Below are 23,626 nucleotides of genomic sequence, written 5' to 3'. Positions count from 1 at the left end.
GGTCGGTGGTTCCCGGCGGCGGAAGCCGGGGACTATTCGGTTGCAGTATCCCCCGCAGCCGACGGCCGTCCCACGGTCTCGGCGTCCCCGTGGATTGCCTCACCTTCCCTTGCGACCGGGCCACCGGCCGACGCACCCTCCGCCAGCGCCCGCTCCGCCGCCGCGGCCGACACCGTGCCGGCCCGCTTGCGGGCCACCCAGCCCTCGATGCTGCGCTGCGGGGCCCGGGTCACCCCGAGCGCGCCCGGCGGCACGTCCTGCGAGATCGCGCTGCCCGCCGCCACGTACGCCCCCGCGCCCACCTCGACCGGCGCGATCAGGCTGGTGTCGCAGCCGATGAAGGCCGCCTCGCCCACCACGGTGCGGTGCTTGTTCACCCCGTCGTAGTTCACGAAGATCGTCGCGGCGCCGATGTTGGCCTTCGCCCCGATCGTCGCGTCACCCACGTACGACAGGTGGGGCACCTTGGCGCCCGGGCCGACCTCGGAGTTCTTCACCTCGACGAACGTGCCGACCTTCGACTTCTCGGCCAGCCGGGCGGCCGGGCGCAGGTACGCGTACGGCCCCACGCTGGCCCCCGGACCCACCTCGGCGCCCACCGCGTGGCTGCGCAGCACGGTCGCCGCCGCCCCCACCACGGTGTCGATCAGCGTCACGTCCGGCCCGACGACCGCCTGCGCGCCGACCACCGTCGTGCCCCGCAGCTGGGTGTTCTGGTCGATCACCGCGTCCCGCTCCACGGTGGCGGTGACGTCGATCCAGGTGGTCTCCGGGTCGAGGATGCTCACCCCGGTCCGCATCCACGCCTCGTTGACCCGGTCGCGCAGCAGCCGGCGCAGCCCCGCCAGCTCCACCCGGTCGTTGCAGCCCAGCGTCTCGACGTGGTCCGCGGCGACGTGCACACCCACCGGCTCCCCGGCCGAGACGAGCAGGCCGAAGACGTCGGTGAGGTACTCCTCGCCCTGGTCGTTGTCGGTGGAGAGCTTGCCCAGCGCGTCCCGCAGCCGCACCGCGTCGAACGCGTAGATGCCGGCGTTGATCTCCCGCAGCGCGCGTTGCGCCGGGGTCGCGTCCCGCTCCTCGACGATCTGCTCCAGCCGCCCCGCGGCGTCGCGCACGATCCGGCCCAGGCCGGTCGGGTCGGGCACCTCCGCGGCGAGCACGGTCGCCGCCGCGCCCTCGCCCTCGTGCGCCGCCACCAGCGCGGCCACCGTCTCGGCGCGCAGCAGTGGGACGTCCCCGTTGATCACGACCACCGTGCCGGAGGCCTCCGGCACCGCCTCCAGCGCGATGCGCACGGCGTGCCCGGTGCCGAGCTGCTGCGCTTGGAGGACCGGGGTGGCGTCCGGGGCGATCTCGGTCAGGTGCGCCCGGACCTGCTCGGCACCGTGACCGACCACCACCACGGTGCGGTCGGCGGCCAGCGGCGCGGCCGCGGTCAGCACGTGACCGAGCAGCGTACGACCGAGCAGCGGGTGCAGCACCTTGGGCAGCGCCGACTTCATCCGCTTGCCCTCACCGGCGGCGAGCACGACGACGGTACGGAGGTGGGGCTGGGGCACGACGTGGCTCCCGTCGGGAAGGCGACACTCTCGCGGGCCATGCTAACCAGACTGCGGGGCGCTTAGTCCCATACCCCACGTGCGGCGCGATATCGGAGAAGGCTCGGCCGCCAGGGTTCGAACCTGAAACACGGGTACCAAAGACCCGGGTGTTGCCAATTACACCACGGCCGACTGTGACGCAAGACAGCTTAGCGCCTCCCTCTCAGCGGCCCCACCCCTACGTGATCGCTGCACCGAGCCCTGCGAAGAGGCCCTCAATCCTCCAGTACAGCTCTCGACTCCGCGGCACATCGATGACCAGGCAGCCGTGGTACTCCTCCTGCGTGTTGTAGCGGATCGTCGGCCGATGGCGCTTCAGCGTTGCCCGCTGAAATCGGGTGGCCGGTAGCTCGAGTGTGTGGACCCACCACTGCTCGGCAGCGACGACATCGGTGGACTCGTGAATGCTCACCCGGTAGGTCGGCACGTTTCGGTCGACTCCGCACGTTTCAAGGAAGCGGAGGAACAGCCGGAGCAGGCGGGCATCACTGTTGACGAACTGAACGTGGTCCTGACGTCGCCACGGCTTCGACTTGGATCCCTCGCACCAGTAGATCGCCGCGCCCAGGAGCAGCAGATCCCGTTCCGTCAGCGCACCCACCACGCCGGCTGCCGCCCGATGCGCGGCAGCCTGCGCCTCGTCCCGCGCCGCGCGGTGGGCGGCCCACCGGGCGTCCGTCATCGCGTTCGAGTGCGCCCGGCGTCGTGCCGCCGCCTCGTCGCTCCCGTCGAGCGGCAGGTGCCGGACCCACTGGTACGCGGTCGACTTGGCCACCCCGAGCCGCTGGGCGATGTCGTTCACCGAGCAGCCCTGACCGCGCAGCTCCACCGCCTCCGCCCGCAACCCGTCCTTGGCGTTGGGCCGCCGGGTCCACTCCGGCGGCGGCACCCCGCGCAGCAGCTCGTGCACCCGGTTGCGACCGAGACCGGTCCGGGCCCGGATCTGGCGGACGGACAGCTTCTCCTCGGTACGCAGGCGGCGCACCTCATCACCGGTCGGATCGTTCACGGCAGGGAACTTAGAACAGCCGTACGACAGGCCCTTCATTCATGTCCGCAACTGTTCACTCCATCGGGGCGGAGCCCTAAGTTACGGTGACGTAGGCGTATCTCTGCGCTGGGAGGTGCCATGTCGACCGTGACGGACGAGAGTGCCACCGGGCCGAAGCCACTCACCCAGGGCCCGCAGTCCACGGGCATCCTGATCGCGCTGTGGGCCTTCGTGGTCGTACCCTTCCTGGCCCTGCTCGCCGCCGTCCCGGTCGCCTGGGGCGGCTGGCTGGGCGGCCCGGACCTGGCCATCGCGGCCTTCTGGTACCTGCTCTCCGGGCTGGGCATCACCATCGGCTACCACCGGTACTTCACCCACGGCTCGTTCAAGGCTCCGCGCCCGGTGCGGGTGGCGTTGGCGGTGGCGGGCTCGTTCGCCGTGCAGGGCGAGATCATCCAGTGGGTCGCCGACCACCGCCGGCACCACGCGTTCTCCGACGCCGAGGGTGACCCGCACTCGCCGTGGCGCTACGGCGAGAGCGTCCGCGGGCTGGCCCGGGGCCTGTTCCACGCCCACGTGGGCTGGCTGTTCGGTCGGGAGCTGTCCAACCGGGCCCGCTTCGCCCCGGACCTGCTGGCCGACCGGGACACCCGGCGGGTGGACCGGCTCTTCCCGCTGCTGGTGGTGGTCTCGGTGCTGGGGCCGGCGGTGATGGGCGGCCTGGCGACCTGGTCCTGGTCCGGGGCGTGGACGGCGCTCTTCTGGGGCGGTCTGGTCCGCATCGCGTTGCTGCACCACGTGACCTGGTCGATCAACTCGGTCTGCCACGTCTACGGCGAGCGGCCGTTCGCCGTGCGGCAGGGCGACCGGGCATCGAACTTCTGGCCGCTGGCGCTGCTGTCGTTCGGCGAGAGCTGGCACAACCTGCACCACGCCGACCCGACGAGCGCGCGGCACGGCGTGCTGCGCGGCCAGGTGGACATCTCCGCCCGGGTGATCTGGCTGTTGGAGAAGGCCGGCGCGGCGCAGGACGTCCGCTGGCCGAAACCGGAGCGGATCGCCGCCAAGCTGGTGAAGCCGGCCGCACGGCGCTGAAACCGGGCGATGCCCGCGGAGGTTACCTGGCAGTATGGCCGGGTGACCGAGGTAGACGGGCACGGCGGCAGGAACATCCCACGACAGGGCGTCACCGAGCGCCGGCGAGGTGACGAGATGGCGGACGAGGCCACCGACGGACGGCGGCGGGCGGCGGGCGCGCCGGCCGCGAAGCCCACCTCCCGGGTACGCATGTCCGCGGCGCAGCGGCGGGAGCAACTGATCTCGATCGGCCGGCAGATCTTCGCCGAGCGCGGTTTCGACGCCACCTCCATCGAGGAGGTGGCGTCGCGGGCCAAGGTGTCCAAGCCGGTGATCTACGAGCACTTCGGCGGCAAGGAGGGCCTCTACGCGGTGGTGGTCGACCGCGAGGTGCGGGCCCTGCTGGACCGGATCGCCACGGCGTTGACCGCCGGGCACCCGCGCGAGCTGCTGGAGCAGGCGGCGCTGGCGCTGCTCACCTACATCGAGGAGGAGACCAGCGGGTTCCGGGTGTTGGTCCGGGAGTCGCCGCTGATGGCGGCGACGGGGAACTTCAGCAGCGTGATGAACGACGTCGGGCACCAGGTGGAGCACATCCTGGCGGCCGAGTTCTCCACCCGGGGGTACGACCCGAAGCTGGCCGAGCTCTACTCGCAGGCCCTGGTCGGGATGGTGGCGTTGACGGGCCGCTGGTGGCTGGAGGTGCGCAAGCCGCGCAAGGAGACGGTGGCGGCGCACCTGGTGAACCTGTCCTGGAACGGGCTGTCCCACCTGGAGGCGAAGCCGGGTCTGATCACCCGCAAGCGGGCCTGACCGCCGGCCGGTTCAGCGGGCGCCGGCCTCGGAGATCGGGTGTTGCCGGCGGCGGCGTTCCTCTTCGGCGTGCTCGTCCGTGCCGACCTTGTCGTAGAGGCCGGTGGCGAGCAGCAGCAGGCCGAAGAGCATCGACACGATCACCGTGGACATGGAGAAGTTCAGGAAGTTCGCGGTGGTCTGCAGGACGGACATCATGGCGAGACTGGTGACCATGAAGACCGCGCCGGCGGTCAGGTTCATGTAGTGCCCGAGGTTGCTGCGCCGGGACGCCCCGATCATCAGCACGATCCCGAAGACCACGGAGACCAGCGAGAACGCCAGGTTGGTACGAAGCCCGAGCGCCCAGTTGGGGCCCCGGTCGAAGAGCGGCTGCCCCCAGGTCTCGAAGACGCCCCAGACGCCGAAGACCAGGATGTAGAGCCCGACCAGCCCGGCGAAGACCCGGTACAGCGGGCGAGCCGGATGGTTCACCGGAAAGTGCGCCATTGACCCCTCCGTCCGAGAAGACCTCTTTCCGGAGGATTATCCCCCAGACCGGACCCGCCGTCCGGCGAACAGCCGGGCAGCCGCGCGGAACGAAAGATCCCGCCCCGCCCGGGAGCAAGCCACGGACGAAGCGGGACCACGGACGGTTTCGCTGGAGCCCGACCCGCGCAGGGATCAAGCCTGACCGCCCGGAGCGGGTCGGGCTCCGGCGACAACCCGAAGCGCAACCACCAGGATCAGAGGACGAGCCGGGCCTTCTCGAAGGCTTCCTTCTCCTCGTCGGTGCCGACCTTGCCGTACATGCCGGCCATCAGCAGGACCAGGCTGAGCGTCAGCACCACGATCACGGTGAGAATGCTGAAGTTGCCGATGTTGGCGTCGGTCTGCAGGAACGCCAGCTCGGCCAGGCCGAGCACCATCAGGCCGTAGGCCAGGAACTGGTTGATCGCCACGTCGAGGTTGCGGCCGATCACGGTGCCGGCCAGCACGACGATCCCGAGCAGGATGCTCAGCAGCGAGAATCCGAGGTTCGTCCCCTGACCCAGGACCTTGGTGTCATCCTGGGCGAAGAGGTCGTTGCCGGCGCTCGCGATGACGCCGAGCACACCGAAGACCACCAGGTACAGACCAACGAGCCCGCCGATCGCCCGGTAGATCGGCCGCGCGGGGTGGTTGACGGGGGTATGGGCCATGTCTGAGTCTCCAACGCCGTGGGGATGAGAGAGGTCGACGACGATTGTCCCGCACGCCGGGATGTGACGCCGCACACGGCCCCCGCCTCCTGGCGGGACGGACGCGCGGCGGCGGTCAGACCGGCGGGATCTCGTCGGCCAGGGTGAGCCAGGTCTCCTCGGTCCGCTCCCGCTCGGCGCGCACCTCCTTGAGCTGCGCGTCGAGTTCGGCGACCTTGGCGTAGTCGGTGGCGTGCGCGGCGAGCTGGTCGAGCAGCCCGGTCTCCTTCTGATCCAGCTTGGCGATCTGCCGTTCCAGCCGGCTCAACTCCTTGCGGGCCTGCCGGGCCTCGGCGGCGGACATGCCGGTCGGGGCCGCGGCGCCCGGGGCGGCCGTGGGAGCCGCCGGGAGCCGCGCCGGCTCGGCACCGCCGGCCCGCGACAGGTACTCGTCGACCCCGCCGGGCAGGTGCACCAGCCGGCCGTCGCCGAACATCCCGTACGCGACGTCGGTGACCCGCTCGATCAGGTAGCGGTCGTGGCTGGCCACGATGATCGTCCCGGGCCAGGAGTCGAGCAGGTCCTCCAGCGCGGCCAGGGTGTCGGTGTCCAGGTCGTTGGTGGGCTCGTCGAACAGGAGCACGTTGGGCTCGCCGGCGAGCAGCCGGAGCATCTGCAACCGGCGGCGCTCTCCACCGGAGAGGTCGCTGACCGGCGTCCAGAGCCGCCGGTCGTCGAAGCCGAAGATCTCGGCGAGCTGGGCGGCCGAGATCTCCCGGTCGCCGAGCTGCACCCGGCGGGCGATCTCCTCGACGGCTTCCAGGACGCGCAGGTGGCCCGGGAGTTCGGCCAGTTCCTGGGACAGGAACGCGGGCCGGACGGTGGAGCCGGTGTGGAACCGGCCGCCGTCGGGCCGGGTGAGGCCGGCGAGCAGCCGCAGCAGGGTGGTCTTGCCGGCGCCGTTGCGGCCGAGGATGGCGATCCGGTCACCGGGGCCGACCTGCCAGGTGGTGTCGTGCAGGATCTCCTTCGGGCCGGCGTTCAGGCGGACGTGTTCCAGGTCGTACACCTGCTTGCCGAGCCGGGCGGTGGCGAGCCGTTGCAGCGACATGGTGTCGCGCGGCGGCGGGACGTCGGCGATGAGCGCGTTGGCCGCGTCGATCCGGAACCGCGGCTTGGAGGTACGGGCGGGCGGGCCGCGGCGCAGCCAGGCGATCTCCTTGCGGAGCAGGTTCTGCCGGCGGGCCTCGGTGGCCGCGGCGACCCGCTCCCGCTCGACGCGGGCGAGGGTCCAGGCGGCGAAGCCGCCCTCGTAGGCGCGGACGGCCTGGTCGCCGACCTCCCAGGTCGTGGTGCAGACCGCGTCCAGGAACCACCGGTCGTGGGTGACCACGACCAGCGCGCCCTTGCGGCCGACCAGGTACTTCGCCAACCAGTCGACCCCGCCGACGTCGAGGTGGTTGGTGGGCTCGTCGAGGATCAGCAGGTCCGATTCGCGGACCAGCAGCGCGGCCAGCGCGACCCGGCGCCGCTCGCCGCCGGACATCGGGCCGACGGGCTGGTCGAGGCCGAGGTGCGGCATGCCGAGGCCGTCGAGGATGGCCCGGACGCCGGCGTCGCCGGCCCACTCGTGCTCGGCGCCCATGCTCTGGCCGAGCCAGGCGGTGCCGAGCACCACGTCCCGGACGGTGGCCTCGGGGGCGAGGGTGAGGCTCTGCGGCAGCCAGAGGACCCGCAGGTCGCGGCGGTGGGTGACCCGGCCGTCGTCCGGTTCCTCCTGCTTGGTGAGCAGCCGCAGCAGGGTGGACTTGCCGGCGCCGTTGAGGCCGACCACGCCGATCCGGTCGGCGTCGTCGAGGCCGAGCGAGACGTCGGTGAGCAGCGGCCCGGCAGCGCCGTACCCCTTGGACACCCGGTCCAGGTTGACGATGTTGGCCACGACCTCACCTCCCATGATCAAGGCGTCCCGGTGCCGGCTGGCACCTGGGGACGCCTGACCTCCAAGGGTACGCGGACCGCCCGGCCGCCCGCCCCGCGCGGCTCGGGCCGGCACGCTGCCCTGCACAGGGGTCCCCTCGGCCGCCCCGGCCCGGCGCCCACGATCAACTCCGGGTCGCCGGAACGGGGGTGTCCCCGTCACCCGGACACCCCCGTGTTGCCGACCTGGAGTCGATCTTGCGTGCGCAACGCGCCGTGGCGCTCGCCGGGCGAGGCCGGCGCCCGAGGCGTCGGGGGCGCGGGGCGCGCCGGTCAGGTGATGCGGGCTCCGGCGACCGGCCCGTGGGCGACCCGGGCCTCCCGGCACACCTCGGCCGCCTCCAGATCGCCGGCGATCCGCTCGGCGTGGGCGGCGTCGGTGGCGAGGAAGACGCAGGTGGGGCCGGAGCCGGAGACGATGCCGGCCAGCGCGCCGGCCGCCTCGCCGGCCTTGAGGGTGTCGGCCAGCGACGGGCGCATCGCCAGCGCGGCGTCCTGGAGGTCGTTGCCGAGGGTGGCGGCGAGCACCCGGGGGTCGCGCTGGCGCAGCGCGGCGAGCAGCGCGTCGGTGCTGCCCAGCGGCTCACCGGCGCTGCCGGCGTCGCGGAGCCGGTCCAGCTCCCGGTAGGCCGCCGGGGTGGATAGGCCGCCGTCGGCGATGGCGACCACCCAGTGCCAGGAGGTGGGGCGGGCCAGCACCGGGCTGACCGCCTCGCCCCGGCCGGTGCCCAGCGCGGTGCCGCCGTGGATCAGGAAGGGCACGTCCGAACCGAGGTCGGCGGCGATGCCGGCCAGCTCGTCGCGGGACAGCCCGGTGCCCCAGAGCGCGTCGCAGGCGACCAGCGCCGCGGCCGCGTCGGCGCTGCCGCCGGCCAGGCCACCGGCGAGCGGGATCTGCTTGCGCAGGTGCAGCCGGGCGTGCGGCATCACCCCGGCGTACCCGGCGAGGGCGTGGGCGGCCCGGATCACCAGGTTGGTGTCGTCCAGGGCCAGCTCGCCGGCGCCCTCGCCCTCCATGGTCAGGGTGAGCGTGTCGCCCCGGCGGGCGGTGAGCTCGTCGTGGATGGAGATGGCGTGGTAGACGGTGTTCAGCTCGTGGTAGCCGTCGCGGCGCAACGGCCCCACCCCGAGGTGCAGGTTGACCTTCGCCGGCACCCGGACGCGGACCGGTCCGCTGGCGCCGCGCCGCTGCTGCTCGTCGTCGTCCGGTCGCCAGGCCTCGGTCACGGGGCGAGTTCCCGCCGGCGCGGGCGGATGTCGAACGGCTTCTCCACGATCAGCTCCTCGGCGGAGTCGGCGGCCGGCTCGCGGCGGCCGTCAACCAGGTCGTACGCGTACACGTGCGGAGTGCCCCCGGCGGACACGGCGCCAGCCTACTGCGCGGCGGGCGCGGCGGCCGGAGCCGACGCGGCGATGGCGGCGAACTGCTCCACGGTGAGTGACTCCCCGCGCGCGCCGGGGTCGACGCCGGCCGCCGTGAGCGCCGCGGCGGCCCGGTCGGCGCCGCCGGCCCAGCCGGCCAGCGCGGCGCGCAGAGTCTTGCGGCGCTGCGCGAACGCGGCGTCCACCACGGCGAAGACGCGTTCCCGGGGGACGTCGGCGCGGGGCGGTTCGCGGCGGGTGAAGGCGACCAGGCCGGAGTCGACGTTGGGCACCGGCCAGAACACGTTCGGTGGCACCTTGCCGGCGGCGCGGGCCCGGGAGTACCAGGCCAGCTTCACCGACGGGATGCCATACACCTTGGAGCCGGGACCGGCGACTAGCCGGTCGGCGACCTCCTTCTGCACCATCACCAGGCCCTGCCGCAGGGTGGGCAGCTCGGCCAGCAGGTGCAGCACCACCGGCACCGCGACGTTGTAGGGCAGGTTCGCCACCAGCGCGGTCGGGGCCGGCTCGGCCAGGTCGGCGGCGCGGACCCGCAGCGCGTCGGCGTGGTGCACGGTGAGCCGGGCGGCGTCCGAGCCGGCGTGCCGGGCGGCGGTCTCCGGCAGCGCGCCGGCCAGCGTCCGGTCGATCTCCACGGCGTGCACGTGGGCGGCGACCGGCAGCAGGGCCAGGGTGAGCGAGCCGAGCCCCGGCCCGACCTCCAGCGCCACGTCGTCCGGGGCCAGCCCGGCGGCGGTGACGATCCGGCGGACCGTGTTCGGGTCGTGCACGAAGTTCTGGCCGAGCTTCTTGGTGGGGGCGACGCCCAGCCGGGCGGCCAGTTCCCGGATCTCCGCCGGGCCGAGGAGTCCGGTCACGCCCCGTAGCGTATCGGCGGGACCGGGCCCGCTCACCACGGGCCGAAGACCCGGTCGCCGGTGGCGGAGATGGCGGCGCAGAGTTCGTCGAGGTCCGCGCCGGTGGTATCGGCCAGGAACCGGACCGTCAGCGGAATCAGGTACGACGCGTTCGGCCGCCCCCGGTGCGGCATCGGGGTCAGGTACGGCGCGTCGGTCTCCACCAGGAGCTGGTCGAGCGGGGTGAGCGCGGCGGCCTCGCGCAGCGTACCGGCGCTGCCGAAGGTGACGGTGCCGGCGAAGCTGAGCAGGTAGCCCCGGCGGACGCACTCGGCGGCGAACTCGGCGTCGCCGGAGAAGCAGTGCAGCACCACGGTGTCCGGCGCGCCCTCGTCGTCGAGGACGCGCAGCACGTCGGCGTGCGCGTCCCGGTCGTGGATCACCAGGGCCTTGCCGTACCGCTTGGCGATGGCGATGTGCGCCCGGAAGCTCCCCTCCTGCGCGGCCCGCCCCTCGTCGCCGGTACGGAAGAAGTCCAGCCCGGTCTCGCCGACGCCCCGGACCCGGTCCCGGGCGGCGAGCGCCTCGATCTCGCGCAGCGCCTCGTCGAGGTCGGCCAGCCGGGGCGCCTCGTTCGGGTGCAGCGCGACGGTGGCGAGCACCGCCGGGTACTTCTCGGCGACGCCGGCGCCCCAGCGCGAGGAGTCCACGTCGACGCCGACCTGGACCAGCCGGTCCACGCCGACGGCGGCGGCCACCTCGATCGCGGCGGCGACCGGGTCGTCGGCGGGACCGCCGCCGTCCTCGTCGTGCTCGCGACTGCGGGGCTCGCAACCCCGGCTCACTCCTCGCGCTCGCGGAGGCACCCCCGCCTCGCTGACCGTGATGTCCAGGTGGGTGTGGCTGTCGAGCACGGGGCGGGGCAACGCCTCCGGCGCGGGCGGGAACTCCCCGGCCCGGCGGGCGGCCCGCTGCTTGCGGGTTTCGGTCGGCTCACTCATCGCGGCCAGCATCACACACCGCCACCGGGCCATGTCTCCGGGACGCCATCGACTGTTCACCGGCCTGGCATCAACCGCGATTACCGTCTGCAGGATGACCGTCACCCGTCAGGCCAGCGACACCGGGTTGCGTGTCGTCCACGAAGGCACGACGTACCCGGCGGAGGAGATCGCCCGGGGCGCGGCGTACGAGCTGTTCCGCGCCGACGAGGCACCCGGTTTCGAGTGGGCGCCCCGGCCCGGCTCGGCGCTGCCGTGGCGCAGGTTCGTCCACGTGACCGAGATCGGTGCGGTGCAGGGGGCGGCGGAGCCGGCCGAGGAGCCGGAGGCGCCGCTGCTGGTGCCGCTGCACCGGGAGCGCGGCTGGGCGTATGTGCACCAGCTCAGCCAGCAGCCGACGGCGGCCGGGGACCCGACGCTCACCACCGTCCGCGCCTCGGCGGTGGTGCGGCGCGGCACCCGGATGGTGAAGGTGCTCTCCGCCCAGCAGCTCGCCGGCTACGTGCGGGGTTGGCTGCCGCACGGCTTCTGCTACCGGGAGCACGACGTGGCGCACCTGCGTACGCCGGCGGCGCTGGCGGTGCTGCGCGGCGATGGCGCGGGCGGCGGCGACGACGTGGCGTACGTGCTGCGCTGGCGGGCGGCCGACCCGGTCGACTACGACGTGCCGGTCGGCCCGGCGCACCGGGGGCTGCTGGCGCTGCCGCCCCGGGACCGGCTCGGCCCGCCGGTGCTGGGCACCGGCTTCGTGCCGAGCAACGCGCAGCTGATCCCGGAGTTCGTCACCCGGGACTGCGCCGACCTGCCGCTGCCGGCGAACGCCACCCTGCTCGCGTACACCGCGGAGGGGGTGGAGGTGGTGCTCTACAGCTACCAGGCGGAGCAGCGCGGCTGGCTGCGGATGGTCGGCCCGCAGTGGCGGCACCTGCTCGCCGCGGTGCCGGAGCTCCCCCCCGACCAGGAGTACCTGCCCACCGGCGACGCACCCCGCTCCACGCAACTGGTCGGCGGCCACGGCGGCACCGAGTACGAGGCGGTGGCCGACCTGCCCGGCGGCTTCCGGGTACTGGCGATGACCCGGGCCGCCCGTTACCCGGTGGAGTGGGTGGCCCGGCGGCTGCGGTACGCGCGCTGGCGGGACGTGCCGTGCCTGGTGTTGCGGGAGGAGGCGGGGTGGCTGCGGTTGCGGCTGTGCCGCCCGGACCCGGACTCGGTGGTCGGCACCGGGTCGCAGTGCCACGAACGGGGCGTCTACGAGACGTGGGCGCCGGGGGCTGAGGTCACCGACGACCAGGTGGTGGACCAGCCGTACGTGCTGTAGAGCCGGGAGCGCATAACGGGCAGCGGGTCGGGAAAGCGCGGGCGTCCGACTTCCACGGATCAGGAGACCCGCATGCCTTTCATCACCGTCGGGGCGGAGAACGCCGCCCCCATCGACCTGTACTACGAGGATCACGGCTCGGGCCAGCCGGTGGTGCTGATCCACGGGTTCCCGTTCAACGGCGCGACCTGGGAGAAGGTCTCCATCCCGCTGCTGAACGCCGGCTACCGGGTGATCACGTACGACCGGCGGGGCTTCGGCGCGTCCGGCCAGCCGGCGACGGGGTACGACTACGACACCTTCAGCGCGGACCTCGACGTGCTGATGACCCAGCTGGACCTGCGGGACGTGCTGCTGGTGGGGCACTCGATGGGCACCGGTGAGGTGACCCGCTACCTGGGCACGTACGGGTCGAGCCGGGTGAGCAAGGCGGTGCTGCTGGCGCCGCTGGCGCCGTTCCTGCTGAAGACGGCCGACAACCCGGAGGGCGTCGACAAGCAGCTCTTCGACGGCTTCCAGCAGGCCATCCTGGCCGACCGGTTCGCCTACCTGACGTCCTTCTGCGACGCCTTCTTCAACTACTCGGAGAACAAGGGCAGGTGGGTCAGCGAGGAGGCGTACCGGGCGCACTGGAACATCGGCACGATGGCCTCGGCGAAAGGCACCCACGACAGCGTGGACGCCTGGCAGACCGACTTCCGGGGCGACCTGCCCAGGATCGACGTGCCGGTGCTGATCGTGCAGGGCGACAAGGACAACGTGCTGCCGTACCCGGCGACCGGGCAGCGGCTCCAGCCGATGCTGCCGGGCAGCCAGCTGATCACGTTGAAGGGCGCCCCGCACGGCACACCCTGGACGCACGCCGACGAGGTCACCAAGGCGATCCTGGACTTCGTCAGCCAGCCCAGCATGGCCCGCGCCTGACGGCGGAGGCGGAAAGATCGGCGGCGCGGCCCCGGGGGAAACCCGTGGGCCGCGCCGCCACGTGCGGCTCAGCCGGCCAGGCGGGCCAGCTCCTCCTCGACGATGGAGGGGTCGAGCTTGCGGAAGACCGGCTTCGGCACCGCCAGCGGCCGGCCGGCCGCCACCGGTACCGACTCCCAGCGCGCCCCGACGGTGTAGTCGCCGGTGAGCACCGGGTACGCCGGGCCGCCGTCGAGGTCGTCGACCTCCTCGATCACCGGCATCGGCGCGTGCACGCCGGTGCCGCCGAGCAGCTCGTGGATCTTCTGGGCGGAGTGCGGCAGGAACGGGGTGAGCAGCGTGTTGGCGTCGCTGACCACCTGGAGCGCGACGTGCAGGATGGTGCCCATCCGGGGCTTGTCCGCCTCGTCCTTGAGCTTCCACGGGGCCTGCTCGGAGAGGTACCTGTTGGCCTCGGCGACCACCTTCATCGCCTCGCCGATGGCCTGCTTCTGCCGGTGCTTGGCGATCAGGTCACCGACGACGGCGAAGCCGGCCCGGGCGGTGGCGAGCAGCGCCTCGTCGGCCTCGGTGAGCCCGGCCGGGTCGACCGGCGGGATGGCGCCGAAGTTCTTCGCCGCCATCGAGACGGACCGGTTGACCAGGTTGCCCCAGCCGGCGACCAGCTCATCGTTGTTGCGGCGGAGGAACTCCGCCCAGGTGAAGTCGGTGTCGTTGCTCTCCGGGCCGGCGACGGCGATGAAGTACCGCAGCGCGTCGGCGTCGTAGCGCTCCAGGAAGTCCCGGACGTAGATGACCACCTTGCGGGACGAGGAGAACTTGCGCCCCTCCATGGTCAGGTACTCGCTGGAGACCACCTCGGTGGGGAGGTTGAGCCGGCCCAGCTCGCCCGGCTCGCCGTCGTTGCTGCCCTCGCCGGAGTAGCCGGAGAGCAGCGCCGGCCAGATCACCGAGTGGAAGACGATGTTGTCCTTGCCCATGAAGTAGTAGCCGCGGGCGTCCTTACCCTCGCCGTCGGCCGACCACCACTTCCGCCAGGCTTCCGGGTCGCCGGTGCGGCGGGCCCACTCGATGGAGGCCGACAGGTAGCCGATCACCGCGTCGAACCAGACGTAGATCCGCTTGTCGCCGCGGTCGCGCCAACCGTCGAGCGGGATCGGCACGCCCCACTCCAGGTCCCGGGTGATGGCCCGGGGCTGGAGGTCGTCGAGCAGGTTCTTCGAGAAGCGCAGCACGTTGGGCCGCCAGCCCTCCCGGGTGTCCAGCCACTGCCGCAGCACGTCGGCCAGGGCGGGCAGGTCCAGGAAGAAGTGCTCGGTCTCGACGAACTTCGGCGTCTCGCCGTTGATCTTCGACTTGGGGTCGATCAGGTCGACCGGGTCGAGCTGGTTGCCGCAGTTGTCGCACTGGTCGCCGCGGGCGCTGTCGTAGCCGCAGATCGGGCAGGTGCCCTCGATGTAGCGGTCCGGCAGGGTCCGGCCGGTGGACGGGGAGATCGCACCGGTGGTGACCTTGGGCACGATGTACCCGTTGCGGTGCAGCCCCTGGAACAGTGCCTGCACCACCGCGTAGTGGTTGCGGGTGGTGGTGCGGGTGAACAGGTCGTAGGAGAGCCCCAGCGCCCGCAGGTCCTCGGCGATCACCCGGTTGTACCGGTCGGCCAGCTCGCGGGGGGTGACCCCCTCGGCGTCGGCCTGCACCTGGATCGGGGTGCCGTGCTCGTCGGTGCCGGAGACCATGAGCACGTCGTGGCCGGCCATCCGCATGTACCGGGCGAAGACGTCGGAGGGAACGCCGAAACCGGAGACGTGGCCGATGTGGCGCGGGCCGTTGGCGTACGGCCAGGCGACCGCCGCGAGAACGTGACTCATGACCAGCAAGCCTAGTGACCGCGCCCCGGTGGCCGCGAACCAATAGGCCTCCCCGTGTCGGGGCCGACACCGCCGGCGGTCGATCCACCCCCGGCCGTTCGTCCGATTTGTCCCCGACACGCGGCCTGAGCTGCCCGGCCCCTCCCCCGACGCGGTGTCCAATGAACGCCGTGACTGGCAGACGAGCGGCACCCGGGCGTGGCGAGAAGTCCCCGGGCACCAGGACGGACCCGCCGGCCGCGCCGCCGCGGGGTGGCGCGGTCGCGCCCCAGCCGCGGGTGGTGCCGGGACCGGACGAGACGCCGGTCGAGGTCGAGCCGACCACCGGCGCGCCGGTCGACGCGGTGCCGCGCCGGGTCCCGGTCCGTCAGCCGGCGCGCGGCCCGCGCGCCGATCGCGCCACCGACACGGGTACGGCGGAGGGGGACGCCGCCTTCTGGGCGCCGATCGAGGAGGTGCACTGGGACGGTACGCCGCTGCGCGAGGAGCCGAAGCGCGGCGAGCGCCCGCCCGCCGGACCCGCCCGAGCGCGCCCGTCGCGCGCCGCGCACCCGCCCGACCCGGTGCGGGGGCTGGCGGTGCTGGTGACGCTGAGCCTGGTCGCCGCGTTCTTCGCCTGGGTGAGCGCCGGGCCGTTCTGGCTCGCGGTCGGGCACGCCAGCACCGGCACGGTGGTGATCACGGACTGCACCGGGAACGCGCTGACCCAGCGCTGCCGGGGCGTCTTCTTCGCCGACCGGGGCCGGTTCCTCGCCCACGGGGTCCGGGTCAGCGGGGTGCCGGGCGAGCGCCGGGCCACCGGTACGGCGCTGCCGGCGCGGATGACCGGGGCGGGCGACGACACCGCGTACGTCGGCACCGGTTTCGGCCGGCACCTGAGCTGGCTGCTCGGGTTGCTGGTGGTCGTCGGCTGCGGGGCCGGCATCGCCCGCGGGACCGGGGCGACCCTGCTGGCCGACGCGCGGCAGCGCCGCTGGGCCACGGCCGGCGCGTACGGCGGGCCGGTGCTGATCACCCTGGGCATGCTGATCGCCGCCTGGTGAGGCCGACCGCGCGTCAGGCGTGCACCACGGTGTAGACGTCGCGGCGGCGCAGCCCGTACCCGGCGGCGACCTCGCTGATCGCGTCGCGCCGGGACAGCCCGGCGGCCTCCCGTTCGGCCACCGCGGCGCGCAGCACGTCGTCGTCGGGGCGTTCCGCCGGCCGCTCCGGAGCCCCGGCGACCACCAGGGTGATCTCCCCGCGCGGCTCGCCCTCGGCCGCCCAGTCCGCCAGCTCGCCGAGGGGCCGGCGGACGATCTCCTCGTACGTCTTGGTCAGCTCGCGGCAGAGCGCGGCCGGGCGGTCGGCGCCGAAGGTGGCGGCCAGGTCGGCCAGCGCGCCGGCGATCCGGTGCGGAGCCTCGAAGAAGACCAGGGTCCGTTCCTCGGCCGCCAGGGCGCGCAGCCGGGACCGTCGGCCGCCGGGCGAGCGGGGCAGGAAGCCCTCGAAGCAGAACCGGTCGCAGGGCAGGCCGGACAGCGCCAGGGCGGTGGTCACCGCGCTCGGGCCGGGGGCGGCGGTGACCGGCACGCCGGCGTCCAGCGCGCCCCGCACCAGCCGGTAGCCCGGGTCCGAGACGCTCGGCATGCCGCCGTCGGTGACCAGCGCGACCAGGTATCCGGCGGTCAGCACCTCGACCAGTTCCGGGGTACGCCGCTCCTCGTTGCCCTCGAAGTAGGAGACGATCCGGCCGCCCACGGTGACGTCGAGGTCCCGAGCCAGCCGGGTGAGGCGGCGGGTGTCCTCGGCGGCCACCACGTCGGCGGTGGCGAGCACCTCGCGGAACCGCGCGGAGGCGTCGGCCGGGTTGCCCAGCGGCGCGCCGAGCAGGACCAGGCGCCCGGGCTCGGACATTTCACCCACGAGTAGCGCTCCTTCATCGATCGGCGTGCCGATGTCGGGGACGATGGGCGCCACCGGGCACCTCCAGAGCCTACGATCGCCGGGTGACGAGTGCGTCGACAGCGCAGAGCGCGAACGCGACCGGACCCGACCAGGGCATTCCGCCCACCGATGGTGGCGGCGTCCCGGCCGTCGTGCGTCGCCGGCTCGCCACCGTCGAAGCCCGGCTGGACGTGAACTCCTGGATCGCCACCGCCGTGGTGGTGGTGATCGCCGCGATCCTGCGCCTGCTCGGCCTGAGCAGCCCCAAGGGCAAGATCTTCGACGAGATCTACTACGCCCGGGACGGCTACGGCCTGATCGACAAGGGCGTCGAGTGGAACTACAAGGACAACGGCCCGTCGTACGTGGTGCACCCGCCGCTGGGCAAGTGGCTGATCGGGTTCGGCGAGTGGGCCTTCGGCTACGCCGACCAGGAGCACAACATCTCGGTGCCGGGGCACCTGTTCACCACCGCCCCGGAGTTCGGCTGGCGGTTCTCGGCGGCGCTGGCCGGCATCCTGTCGGTGCTGATGCTGACCCGGATCGCCCGCCGGATGTTCCGCTCCACCACGCTCGGCTGCGCGGCCGGCCTGCTGCTCGCGCTGGACGGCTTCCACCTGGTGCTCTCCCGCACCGCGCTGCTCGACATCTTCCTGCTGCTGTTCGTGCTGGCCGCGTTCGGCGCCCTGGTGCTCGACCGGGACGCCCGGCGGCGACGCTGGGCCCGGGCGTTGGACGACGGGCTCGACCCGGCCGCGCCGGGGCGGGCCGGGCGGCCGGCCGGCGGCTGGCGCACCTGGCCGTGGTGGCGGCTGGCCGCCGGGGTGCTGCTCGGCTGCGCCTGCGCGGTGAAGTGGAGCGCGCTGTACTTCGTGCCGGTGTTCGCGCTGCTGGCGCTGCTGTGGGAGGTCGGCGTCCGGCGCTCCGCCGGGGTGCGCCGCCCGTGGCGCGACGCGCTCCTCGACGAGCTGCCCTGGCTGGTGCTCGCCGGGCTGCTGCTGGTCGTGACGTACGTGGCCACCTGGTCGGGCTGGCTGCTCGGCGACGACGGCTACTACCGACTGGCCGACCGTTACCCCAACACCCCGGGGCTGAGCGACACCCCGATCCTCGGCGCGCTGAACAACCTGTACCAGTACCACCGGGCGGCGTTCGAGTTCCACACCGGGCTGGAGACCCCGCACAAGTACCAGTCGTGGCCGTGGCAGTGGCTGCTGCTCGGCCGGCCGGTGGCCTTCTACTGGTCGGGTGACGGGGCGTGCGGGGCGCCGAGCTGCGCCTCGGAGATCCTGCTGCTGGGCACGCCGCTGCTCTGGTGGTCGTTCCTGCCGGCGCTGGCGGCGACCGCCTGGCTGGGCCTGGCCCGGCGGGACTGGCGCGCCGGAGCGATCCTGCTCAGCCTCGCCGGCGGCCTGCTGCCCTGGTTCTGGTTCGCCCTCGACGGCCGGACGATGTTCTCCTTCTACGCCGCTCCGGCGCTGCCGTTCCTGGTCCTCGCCGTGGTCTACGTGCTGGGCGCGATCGTCACCCCGACCGGTCCCGAGGGCGGCGCGGCGACCGACGCCGACCTGGCGCGCGGCGACGACCGCCGGCTGATCGGCGGGGTGATCGTCGGCGCGTACGTGCTGCTGGTGGCGCTCTGCTTCGCGTACTTCTACCCGATCTTCGTGGGCAACCTGCTGCCGTACGACGACTGGTCGGCGCGGATGTGGCTGGACGGCCGCTGGATCTGACCCCGCAGGGGGCGGCGCGCGGCGGGCCGGGCGGGAGACGCCGGTGGCACGGGGCGGCGCGCACACGATAAAGCGCGCCCCGATCGCCTGCCACGGGGGAAGCGGGCGATTGGGGCGCGCAAGACAAAGCTTAACCACCCTTCGGCACCGGCACAACGGGGCGACTTGGGTCAGATTCCCGACCGATGTCAAGGCGCGAGAGAGGTTTACCTCCGGCAATTGACGGATGGTCACCATTCTGTCGACGGTCTGCCGCAAAGCCCGTGTAGGCCGTACCGTTTCCTGCCCGAACACGAGGATCACTGCCGGACGGACGGTGGAGGGTCCGGCACCGGGACGGCGCACGAGAAGCACACGGACGCCTCACCCGATCCACCCGGACGTGACGGGCCGCCCCGCCGAAGTCGCGCGCCGGACACCCGGGGCGGAAGGCGACAGGAAGGGCGCCCAGCCGCCCCAAGTGATCATCCAGAGTGGACGGCACTACACTCCGCCCGATGATCAACAAGAGACGACCGACGGCCGTCCTGATCGGACTGCTGGCGGCCACCGTGCTGACCGGTCCGGCGCCGGCCCTGGCGGACGAGGAGCCGCCCACCGAGCCACCGAAGGTCGAGCTGGTGCTCGACGTCAGCGGCTCGATGCGCGCCCGGGACATCGACGGCCGCAGCCGGATCTCCGTCGCCCAACAGGCGTTCAACGAGGTGGTCGACGCGCTGCCCGAGGAGACCCAGCTCGGCATCCGGGTGCTCGGCGCCACCTACCGGGGCAAGGACAAGAAGCAGGGCTGCCTGGACACCCAACAGATCGTGCCGGTCGGTCCGGTCGACCGGGTGCAGGCGAAGGCGGCGGTGGCCACCCTGCGGCCGACCGGCTTCACGCCGGTCGGGCTGGCCCTGCGCTCCGCCGCCCAGGACCTCGGCACCGGCGCCACCGCCCGGCGGATCGTGCTGATCACCGACGGCGAGGACACCTGCGCTCCGCCGGACCCCTGCGAGGTGGCCCGTGAGCTGGCCGCCCAGGGCACGAAGCTGGTGGTCGACACCCTCGGCCTGGCCCCGGACGAGAAGGTACGCCGGCAGTTGCTCTGCATCGCCGGCGCGACCGGCGGCACGTACACGGCGGCGCAGAGCGCCGACGAGCTGAGCGGCCGGATCAAGCAGTTGGTGGACCGGGCGAACGAGACGTACACCGCCGCGCCCACCGTGGTCGGCGGCACGGCGGAGTGCGCGAACGCGCCGCTGCTCGCCCCGGGCGTCTACAGCGACCGGGAGGCGTTCTCCGAGCACCGCTGGTACCGGGTGCCGGTGCGGCCGGGGCAGGAGCTGCGCGCCTCGGTCAGCCTGGCACTGGACCGCCCGGTGAACCCGGACCACGGGGTGCTGCTGCGGGCCACCGCCGCCGACGGCCGGGAACTGGTACGCGGGGTGGACGCCGGCAGTGGGCGTACCGACGTGGTCTCGGCGGGCCTGCGCTGGTCGGCGACGGAGGACGGCGCCACGCCGACGCCCGGTGCCACGCCCGTTCCCGCCACGACGGTCTGCCTGGTGGTGAGCAACTCCTTCGCGCCCCGGCCGGGCACCCGGGCCACGCCGGGGATGCCGGTCGAGCTGACCGTCGACGTGGTCGCCTCGTCCCCCGCCCCGGCCGCGCCCGACCTGGGCCGGGGCTGGGTGCTGCTCGCCCTGCTCACCCTGGCCGGCCTGCTCACCGGCCTGGTCGCCGGGCTGCTCACCCGCTGGTGGGTCGCCACCTGGAGGGAGAACTGAGATGCGTACCCCGATGATGCTGGCGGGGGCGGCGCTCGCCGCCGGGCTGGCCCTGCCGGCCGTTCCCGCCGCGGCGGCCGCCCCCACTCCCTCGCCCGGCGCCACCCCGGTCACCCGGGCCGGCACGTCCTTCCTCACCGCCACCGGCATCGCCGCCGGTCAGCCGGTACGGGTGGGCGCCTCCACCGGCGACCACCTCTACTGGTCGTTCCCGGCCTCGGCCGGGCAGCGGCACGAGATCACCGCGACGGTGTCGTTGCCGAAGGCCCGCACCGGGGCGTCCACCTGGACCGTCGAGGTCTTCGACGGGCTGCGCCGCCGGCAGTCCTGCACCGCCGGGGCGCAGACCCCGACGGTCGACGCCGCGACCCGCAGCGTGTCGCTCGGCTGCACCCTGCGCCAGGTGCGCTCGTGGGCCGAGCCCTGGTCGGCGGACCCGCTGCCCGGCACCTACTACCTCCGGCTGTCGGTGACCGAGCTGCCCGAGGCCGACCTCGGACTCCCGGTCGACGTCGACCTGCTGGTCAGCGCGGACGGCGACGGCTCGCGCGACGACGGCGAGCTGAAGGCGCCCCTGGTGCCGACCACCAAGGCGGGCACGGTGCTGACCGCGGAACCGACGGCAGCCCCGGCCGAGCAGGCGGACGGCGGGTTCGGCGACCTGCTGCCCGACCTCGGCTCCCGATGGATCTGGAGCACGGTCGGCGGGGTGCTGGCCGCGGTGGCCGGCGTGGTCGGCTTCGCGCTGACCCGCCGTCCCCGCCGGCCCTGACCGGAGACGGTGGCCGCCCGACCGGGGCGGCCACCGCCGCTCAGGTCGTGATCGGCCCCCGGGGGACCCAGCCGATGAACCGGTCCTGAAGGGACGTCATCGGCGCGGCACGCAGGTCGGCGGTGGCGGCCGCCAGACAGGAGCCCAGGTAGACGCTGAGCGAGGCGCGGTCCACCTGGTACTCGCTGAGCAGCCGGGCGCGCTTGGTCGGACACGGCCACTCCTCGTCGCAGGAGTCGCAGGTCCACGCCGGTGTCACCGGAACGTGCTCGTCGGGGTGAGAACCCGAGGGTGCCGGGGCACCGGTCATCGTCACTTCCTCTCGGATGGTCGTACCTGGCACCGGCCCGCCGCGTCGACGACGCGCGGACGCCGGCAAGATCCCCGCGACGCCCTAACAGCGCTACGGGACGCTCCGGCGTTACACGGTTGCGGTACGTTCACCGTCGATGGCCGCCAGGAACCTCTCCGCCGAGCGAGGTGACGCTCTGGCCCGGGTCGCCGCCCGTGCCGGCCGACCGGCTCGACGCCGAACGGGCCAGACTGTCGTCGTACCTGAAGGGGGTGGGTGATGCGTGACCTGCTGCCGCCGACCGTCTCGGTCGTGGTGGCCGGGCCGACGGACTGGGCGGGCGAGCTGCTCCCCGGCGAGCAGAGCGGTCTCGGGGCGCGCGCGGTCGAGAGCCGGCGGCGCGACTACACCGCCGGGCGGGTCTGCGCCCGGCGGGCGATGGCCGAGCTGGGGCTGCCCGAGCTGCCGGTCCCGGCTGCGGCCGATCGCTCCCCCGCCTGGCCGGCCGGGCTGGTCGGCACCATCACCCACACCCGCGGCTACTGCGCCGCCGCGGTCGCCCGGGCGACCGACATCCGGTCCGTCGGGATGGACGCCGAGCGGCACCGCGAGCTCAACGAGGGGGTACGCCGGCTGATCTGCCGCCCTGAGGAGGAGGAGCGGTGCGCCCGGCTGCCGGCCGGCACGTCCTGGCCGTTGGTGCTGTTCAGCGCGAAGGAGACCGTCTACAAGGTCTGGCACCCGGTGGTCGGGTCCTGGTTGGACTTCCAGGACGCCACGGTCGAGCTGGACCCGGACGCCGGGACGTTCACCGCGCGGATCGACCCGGTGCGGGTGGCGGCGGCGACCGTGGCCGATCCGCCGTCGGTCGTCATCGGACGCTTCGTCGTCGAGGGTGACCTCGTGCGCACCGCGGCCGTGCTGACGCATTGACCGTTCGGCCCGGTCCGGATCCACGAACGGCGGGTCGGACCCGAGACAATTCCGCGTTGCCCGCACCGACTAGCGTCGAAGAGTTCCCGATGCAGCCGAAGTGCCGAGGAGTACGGTGAGCCAGCCCCAGCCCCCTTACGGGCCGCAGGACCCCAACCAGCCGCCCGTCGATCCGTTCCCCACGGCGCCGGTGCCGCACCAGCAGTACCCCGCGGACCCGACCGCGCCGCTGCCGCCGGTCTCCGGTGCGCCGCAGTACCCGAGCGCCCCCCAGCCCCCGTACGCGCCGATGGACCCGACCGCCGTGCAGCCGCCGACCTCCGGCGCGCCGTACCCGCCGGTGTCGGGCGCCCCGCAGCCGCCCGTCTCCGGCAGCCCGTACCCGCAGTACGACCCGAACGCGTCGATGCCGCCGGTCTCCGGCGCGCCGTATCCGCCGGTCTCCGGCGGCGGCTACCCGCCGGTGTCCGGTCCCGGCTACCCGCCGGCTCCCGGCCAGCCGCTCGGCCCGCCCATGCAGTCCGGCGCGAAGAAGAAGCCGTGGGTCATCATCGGCATCATCGTCGCCGTGCTGTTCCTGCTCTGCTGCGGCGGAGGCATCGCCGCCCTGGTCGCCGGCGGCAAGAAGGCCGCCGACAAGGCGGAGGAGATCGAGCGCTCCCTGCCCACCCCGCGCACCACCGCCGCGCCGGCCTTCCCCGGCACGAAGCCCTCCGCGTCCGCCTCGGCCGCCGACGGCGAGACCTTCAACATGGAGCCCGGCGACACCCTGGTGATCGAGGACGACGAGGGCACCATCGAGATCACCATCCGCAAGTTCTCCACCTCCACCAAGGGTTGCCGCTCCTACGCCCCCGCCCCGGACAAGGGCCTCTACCTGATCGCTGACGTCACCGCGACGGTCACCAAGGGCAAGGCGTCGATCAACCCGTTCTACTTCCAGTGGGTGGCCGAGGACGGCACCACCGTCAACGGGCTGGCCGGCGCGCTCTCCGGCTGCGGCGGCGACATGCTGGACTCCGGCAGCGGCATCCGCGCCGGCAACAAGCGTTCGGGCGCGGTGGTCTTCGACGTCAAGGACAGGAAGGGCGTCGTGGAATACCAGCACAAGTTCGAGGCCGCCGGCTCCTGGAAGCCGTGACCTCCCCGGTCCACTGGCGGGCCGGGCTCCCCATCGTGGGGGCCGGCCCGCCCCCTTTTCTGGGTCGACCAGGTCGTCGGCAGCCTTCTCGGCGGTCGC

General features: G+C 73.4%; 22 protein-coding genes and 1 tRNA gene. 10 read left to right on the top strand and 13 right to left on the bottom strand.

The window, feature by feature from the left end; translation table 11 throughout:
• Positions 1–32 precede the first annotated feature (32 nt).
• From glmU to ACTMS9_RS03950, 3 genes are all read right to left on the bottom strand, one after another.
• A complete protein-coding gene (gene glmU / locus ACTMS9_RS03960) occupies positions 33–1,562 on the bottom strand; it encodes a bifunctional UDP-N-acetylglucosamine diphosphorylase/glucosamine-1-phosphate N-acetyltransferase GlmU (RefSeq protein WP_441147389.1) in 1,530 nt (509 codons plus the stop codon).
• A gap of 102 nt (positions 1,563–1,664) precedes the next feature.
• A tRNA-Gln gene (locus ACTMS9_RS03955) sits at positions 1,665–1,736 on the bottom strand.
• A gap of 46 nt (positions 1,737–1,782) precedes the next feature.
• Complete coding sequence (locus tag ACTMS9_RS03950; protein WP_441164148.1) at positions 1,783–2,613, bottom strand: helix-turn-helix domain-containing protein; 831 nt, start codon at positions 2,611–2,613, stop codon at positions 1,783–1,785.
• Positions 2,614–2,733: 120 nt separating this feature from the next.
• Between ACTMS9_RS03950 and ACTMS9_RS03945 the strand changes: the two genes are divergently transcribed.
• Positions 2,734–3,690: an acyl-CoA desaturase gene (locus ACTMS9_RS03945; protein WP_441164147.1), complete on the top strand. Its 957-nt coding sequence runs from the start codon at positions 2,734–2,736 to the stop codon at positions 3,688–3,690.
• 117 nt (positions 3,691–3,807) lie between these two features.
• Positions 3,808–4,485 (top strand): TetR family transcriptional regulator, encoded by a 678-nt coding sequence (locus ACTMS9_RS03940; RefSeq protein WP_441147647.1) that lies wholly within the window; start codon positions 3,808–3,810, stop codon positions 4,483–4,485.
• A gap of 12 nt (positions 4,486–4,497) precedes the next feature.
• Here ACTMS9_RS03940 and ACTMS9_RS03935 read toward each other — a convergent pair whose 3' ends face one another.
• From ACTMS9_RS03935 to ACTMS9_RS03905, 7 genes are all read right to left on the bottom strand, one after another.
• Positions 4,498–4,974, bottom strand: coding sequence for a DUF4383 domain-containing protein (locus ACTMS9_RS03935; RefSeq protein WP_357608260.1), 477 nt, complete (start codon positions 4,972–4,974; stop codon positions 4,498–4,500).
• 236 nt (positions 4,975–5,210) lie between these two features.
• Complete coding sequence (locus ACTMS9_RS03930) at positions 5,211–5,666, bottom strand: DUF4383 domain-containing protein (protein WP_334569734.1); 456 nt, start codon at positions 5,664–5,666, stop codon at positions 5,211–5,213.
• Between the two features lie 115 nt (positions 5,667–5,781).
• Positions 5,782–7,584 carry an ABC-F family ATP-binding cassette domain-containing protein gene (locus ACTMS9_RS03925; protein ID WP_441164146.1) on the bottom strand — a complete coding sequence of 601 codons (1,803 nt, stop codon included), beginning with the start codon at positions 7,582–7,584 and terminating at the stop codon, positions 5,782–5,784.
• 311 nt (positions 7,585–7,895) lie between these two features.
• A complete protein-coding gene (locus ACTMS9_RS03920; protein WP_441164145.1) occupies positions 7,896–8,849 on the bottom strand; it encodes a 4-(cytidine 5'-diphospho)-2-C-methyl-D-erythritol kinase in 954 nt (317 codons plus the stop codon).
• A complete protein-coding gene (locus ACTMS9_RS03915; RefSeq protein ID WP_441147399.1) occupies positions 8,846–8,986 on the bottom strand; it encodes a hypothetical protein in 141 nt (46 codons plus the stop codon). Before ACTMS9_RS03915 ends, ACTMS9_RS03920 begins: the two co-directional genes overlap by 4 nt.
• 9 nt (positions 8,987–8,995) lie before the next feature.
• On the bottom strand, positions 8,996–9,865 hold the full coding sequence (rsmA, locus tag ACTMS9_RS03910; protein ID WP_441164144.1) for a 16S rRNA (adenine(1518)-N(6)/adenine(1519)-N(6))-dimethyltransferase RsmA: 870 nt from the start codon (positions 9,863–9,865) through the stop codon (positions 8,996–8,998).
• A 32-nt stretch (positions 9,866–9,897) separates the two neighbouring features.
• Positions 9,898–10,857, bottom strand: a complete 960-nt coding sequence (locus ACTMS9_RS03905) for a TatD family hydrolase (RefSeq protein WP_441164143.1) — start codon at positions 10,855–10,857, stop codon at positions 9,898–9,900.
• A gap of 82 nt (positions 10,858–10,939) precedes the next feature.
• Here ACTMS9_RS03905 and ACTMS9_RS03900 point away from each other — a divergent pair, with 82 nt between their 5' ends.
• Both ACTMS9_RS03900 and ACTMS9_RS03895 read left to right on the top strand, forming a co-directional pair.
• On the top strand, positions 10,940–12,166 hold the full coding sequence (locus tag ACTMS9_RS03900; RefSeq protein ID WP_441164142.1) for a hypothetical protein: 1,227 nt from the start codon (positions 10,940–10,942) through the stop codon (positions 12,164–12,166).
• 72 nt (positions 12,167–12,238) lie between these two features.
• Positions 12,239–13,090 (top strand): alpha/beta fold hydrolase, encoded by an 852-nt coding sequence (locus ACTMS9_RS03895; protein ID WP_441147407.1) that lies wholly within the window; start codon positions 12,239–12,241, stop codon positions 13,088–13,090.
• A gap of 68 nt (positions 13,091–13,158) precedes the next feature.
• Here the strand turns inward: ACTMS9_RS03895 and metG are convergent, their stop codons facing one another.
• On the bottom strand, positions 13,159–14,961 hold the full coding sequence (gene metG / locus ACTMS9_RS03890) for a methionine--tRNA ligase (protein WP_441164141.1): 1,803 nt from the start codon (positions 14,959–14,961) through the stop codon (positions 13,159–13,161).
• 161 nt (positions 14,962–15,122) lie between these two features.
• On the opposite strand from metG, the gene ACTMS9_RS03885 reads away from it, so the two are divergent.
• Positions 15,123–16,004 carry a hypothetical protein gene (locus ACTMS9_RS03885; protein ID WP_441164140.1) on the top strand — a complete coding sequence of 294 codons (882 nt, stop codon included), beginning with the start codon at positions 15,123–15,125 and terminating at the stop codon, positions 16,002–16,004.
• A 13-nt stretch (positions 16,005–16,017) separates the two neighbouring features.
• Here ACTMS9_RS03885 and rsmI read toward each other — a convergent pair whose 3' ends face one another.
• Complete coding sequence (gene rsmI / locus ACTMS9_RS03880) at positions 16,018–16,857, bottom strand: 16S rRNA (cytidine(1402)-2'-O)-methyltransferase (RefSeq protein ID WP_247657197.1); 840 nt, start codon at positions 16,855–16,857, stop codon at positions 16,018–16,020.
• 92 nt (positions 16,858–16,949) lie between these two features.
• Here rsmI and ACTMS9_RS03875 point away from each other — a divergent pair, with 92 nt between their 5' ends.
• From ACTMS9_RS03875 to ACTMS9_RS03865, 3 genes are all read left to right on the top strand, one after another.
• The gene (locus tag ACTMS9_RS03875) at positions 16,950–18,620 is read left to right on the top strand and encodes a dolichyl-phosphate-mannose--protein mannosyltransferase (RefSeq protein ID WP_441147413.1); all 1,671 of its coding nucleotides are present in this window, start codon (positions 16,950–16,952) and stop codon (positions 18,618–18,620) included.
• A 497-nt stretch (positions 18,621–19,117) separates the two neighbouring features.
• Positions 19,118–20,389: a VWA domain-containing protein gene (locus ACTMS9_RS03870; protein ID WP_441147415.1), complete on the top strand. Its 1,272-nt coding sequence runs from the start codon at positions 19,118–19,120 to the stop codon at positions 20,387–20,389.
• Between the two features lies 1 nt (position 20,390).
• A complete protein-coding gene (locus tag ACTMS9_RS03865; protein WP_441147417.1) occupies positions 20,391–21,161 on the top strand; it encodes a peptidase in 771 nt (256 codons plus the stop codon).
• Between the two features lie 40 nt (positions 21,162–21,201).
• Here the strand turns inward: ACTMS9_RS03865 and ACTMS9_RS03860 are convergent, their stop codons facing one another.
• Positions 21,202–21,420, bottom strand: coding sequence for a hypothetical protein (locus tag ACTMS9_RS03860; RefSeq protein ID WP_441147419.1), 219 nt, complete (start codon positions 21,418–21,420; stop codon positions 21,202–21,204).
• A 312-nt stretch (positions 21,421–21,732) separates the two neighbouring features.
• On the opposite strand from ACTMS9_RS03860, the gene ACTMS9_RS03855 reads away from it, so the two are divergent.
• Together ACTMS9_RS03855 and ACTMS9_RS03850 are read left to right on the top strand one after the other, a co-directional pair.
• On the top strand, positions 21,733–22,386 hold the full coding sequence (locus ACTMS9_RS03855; protein ID WP_441147421.1) for a 4'-phosphopantetheinyl transferase family protein: 654 nt from the start codon (positions 21,733–21,735) through the stop codon (positions 22,384–22,386).
• 115 nt (positions 22,387–22,501) lie between these two features.
• Entirely contained in the window at positions 22,502–23,527 is a 1,026-nt protein-coding gene (locus tag ACTMS9_RS03850; protein ID WP_441164139.1) for a DUF4352 domain-containing protein, read from the top strand.
• Positions 23,528–23,626 lie beyond the last annotated feature (99 nt).

Source organism: Micromonospora sp. L31 (assembly GCF_052068075.1).
Taxonomy (GTDB): Bacteria; Actinomycetota; Actinomycetes; order Mycobacteriales; family Micromonosporaceae; genus Micromonospora; species Micromonospora purpureochromogenes.
This window is presented reverse-complemented; position numbering and strand designations above follow the sequence as displayed.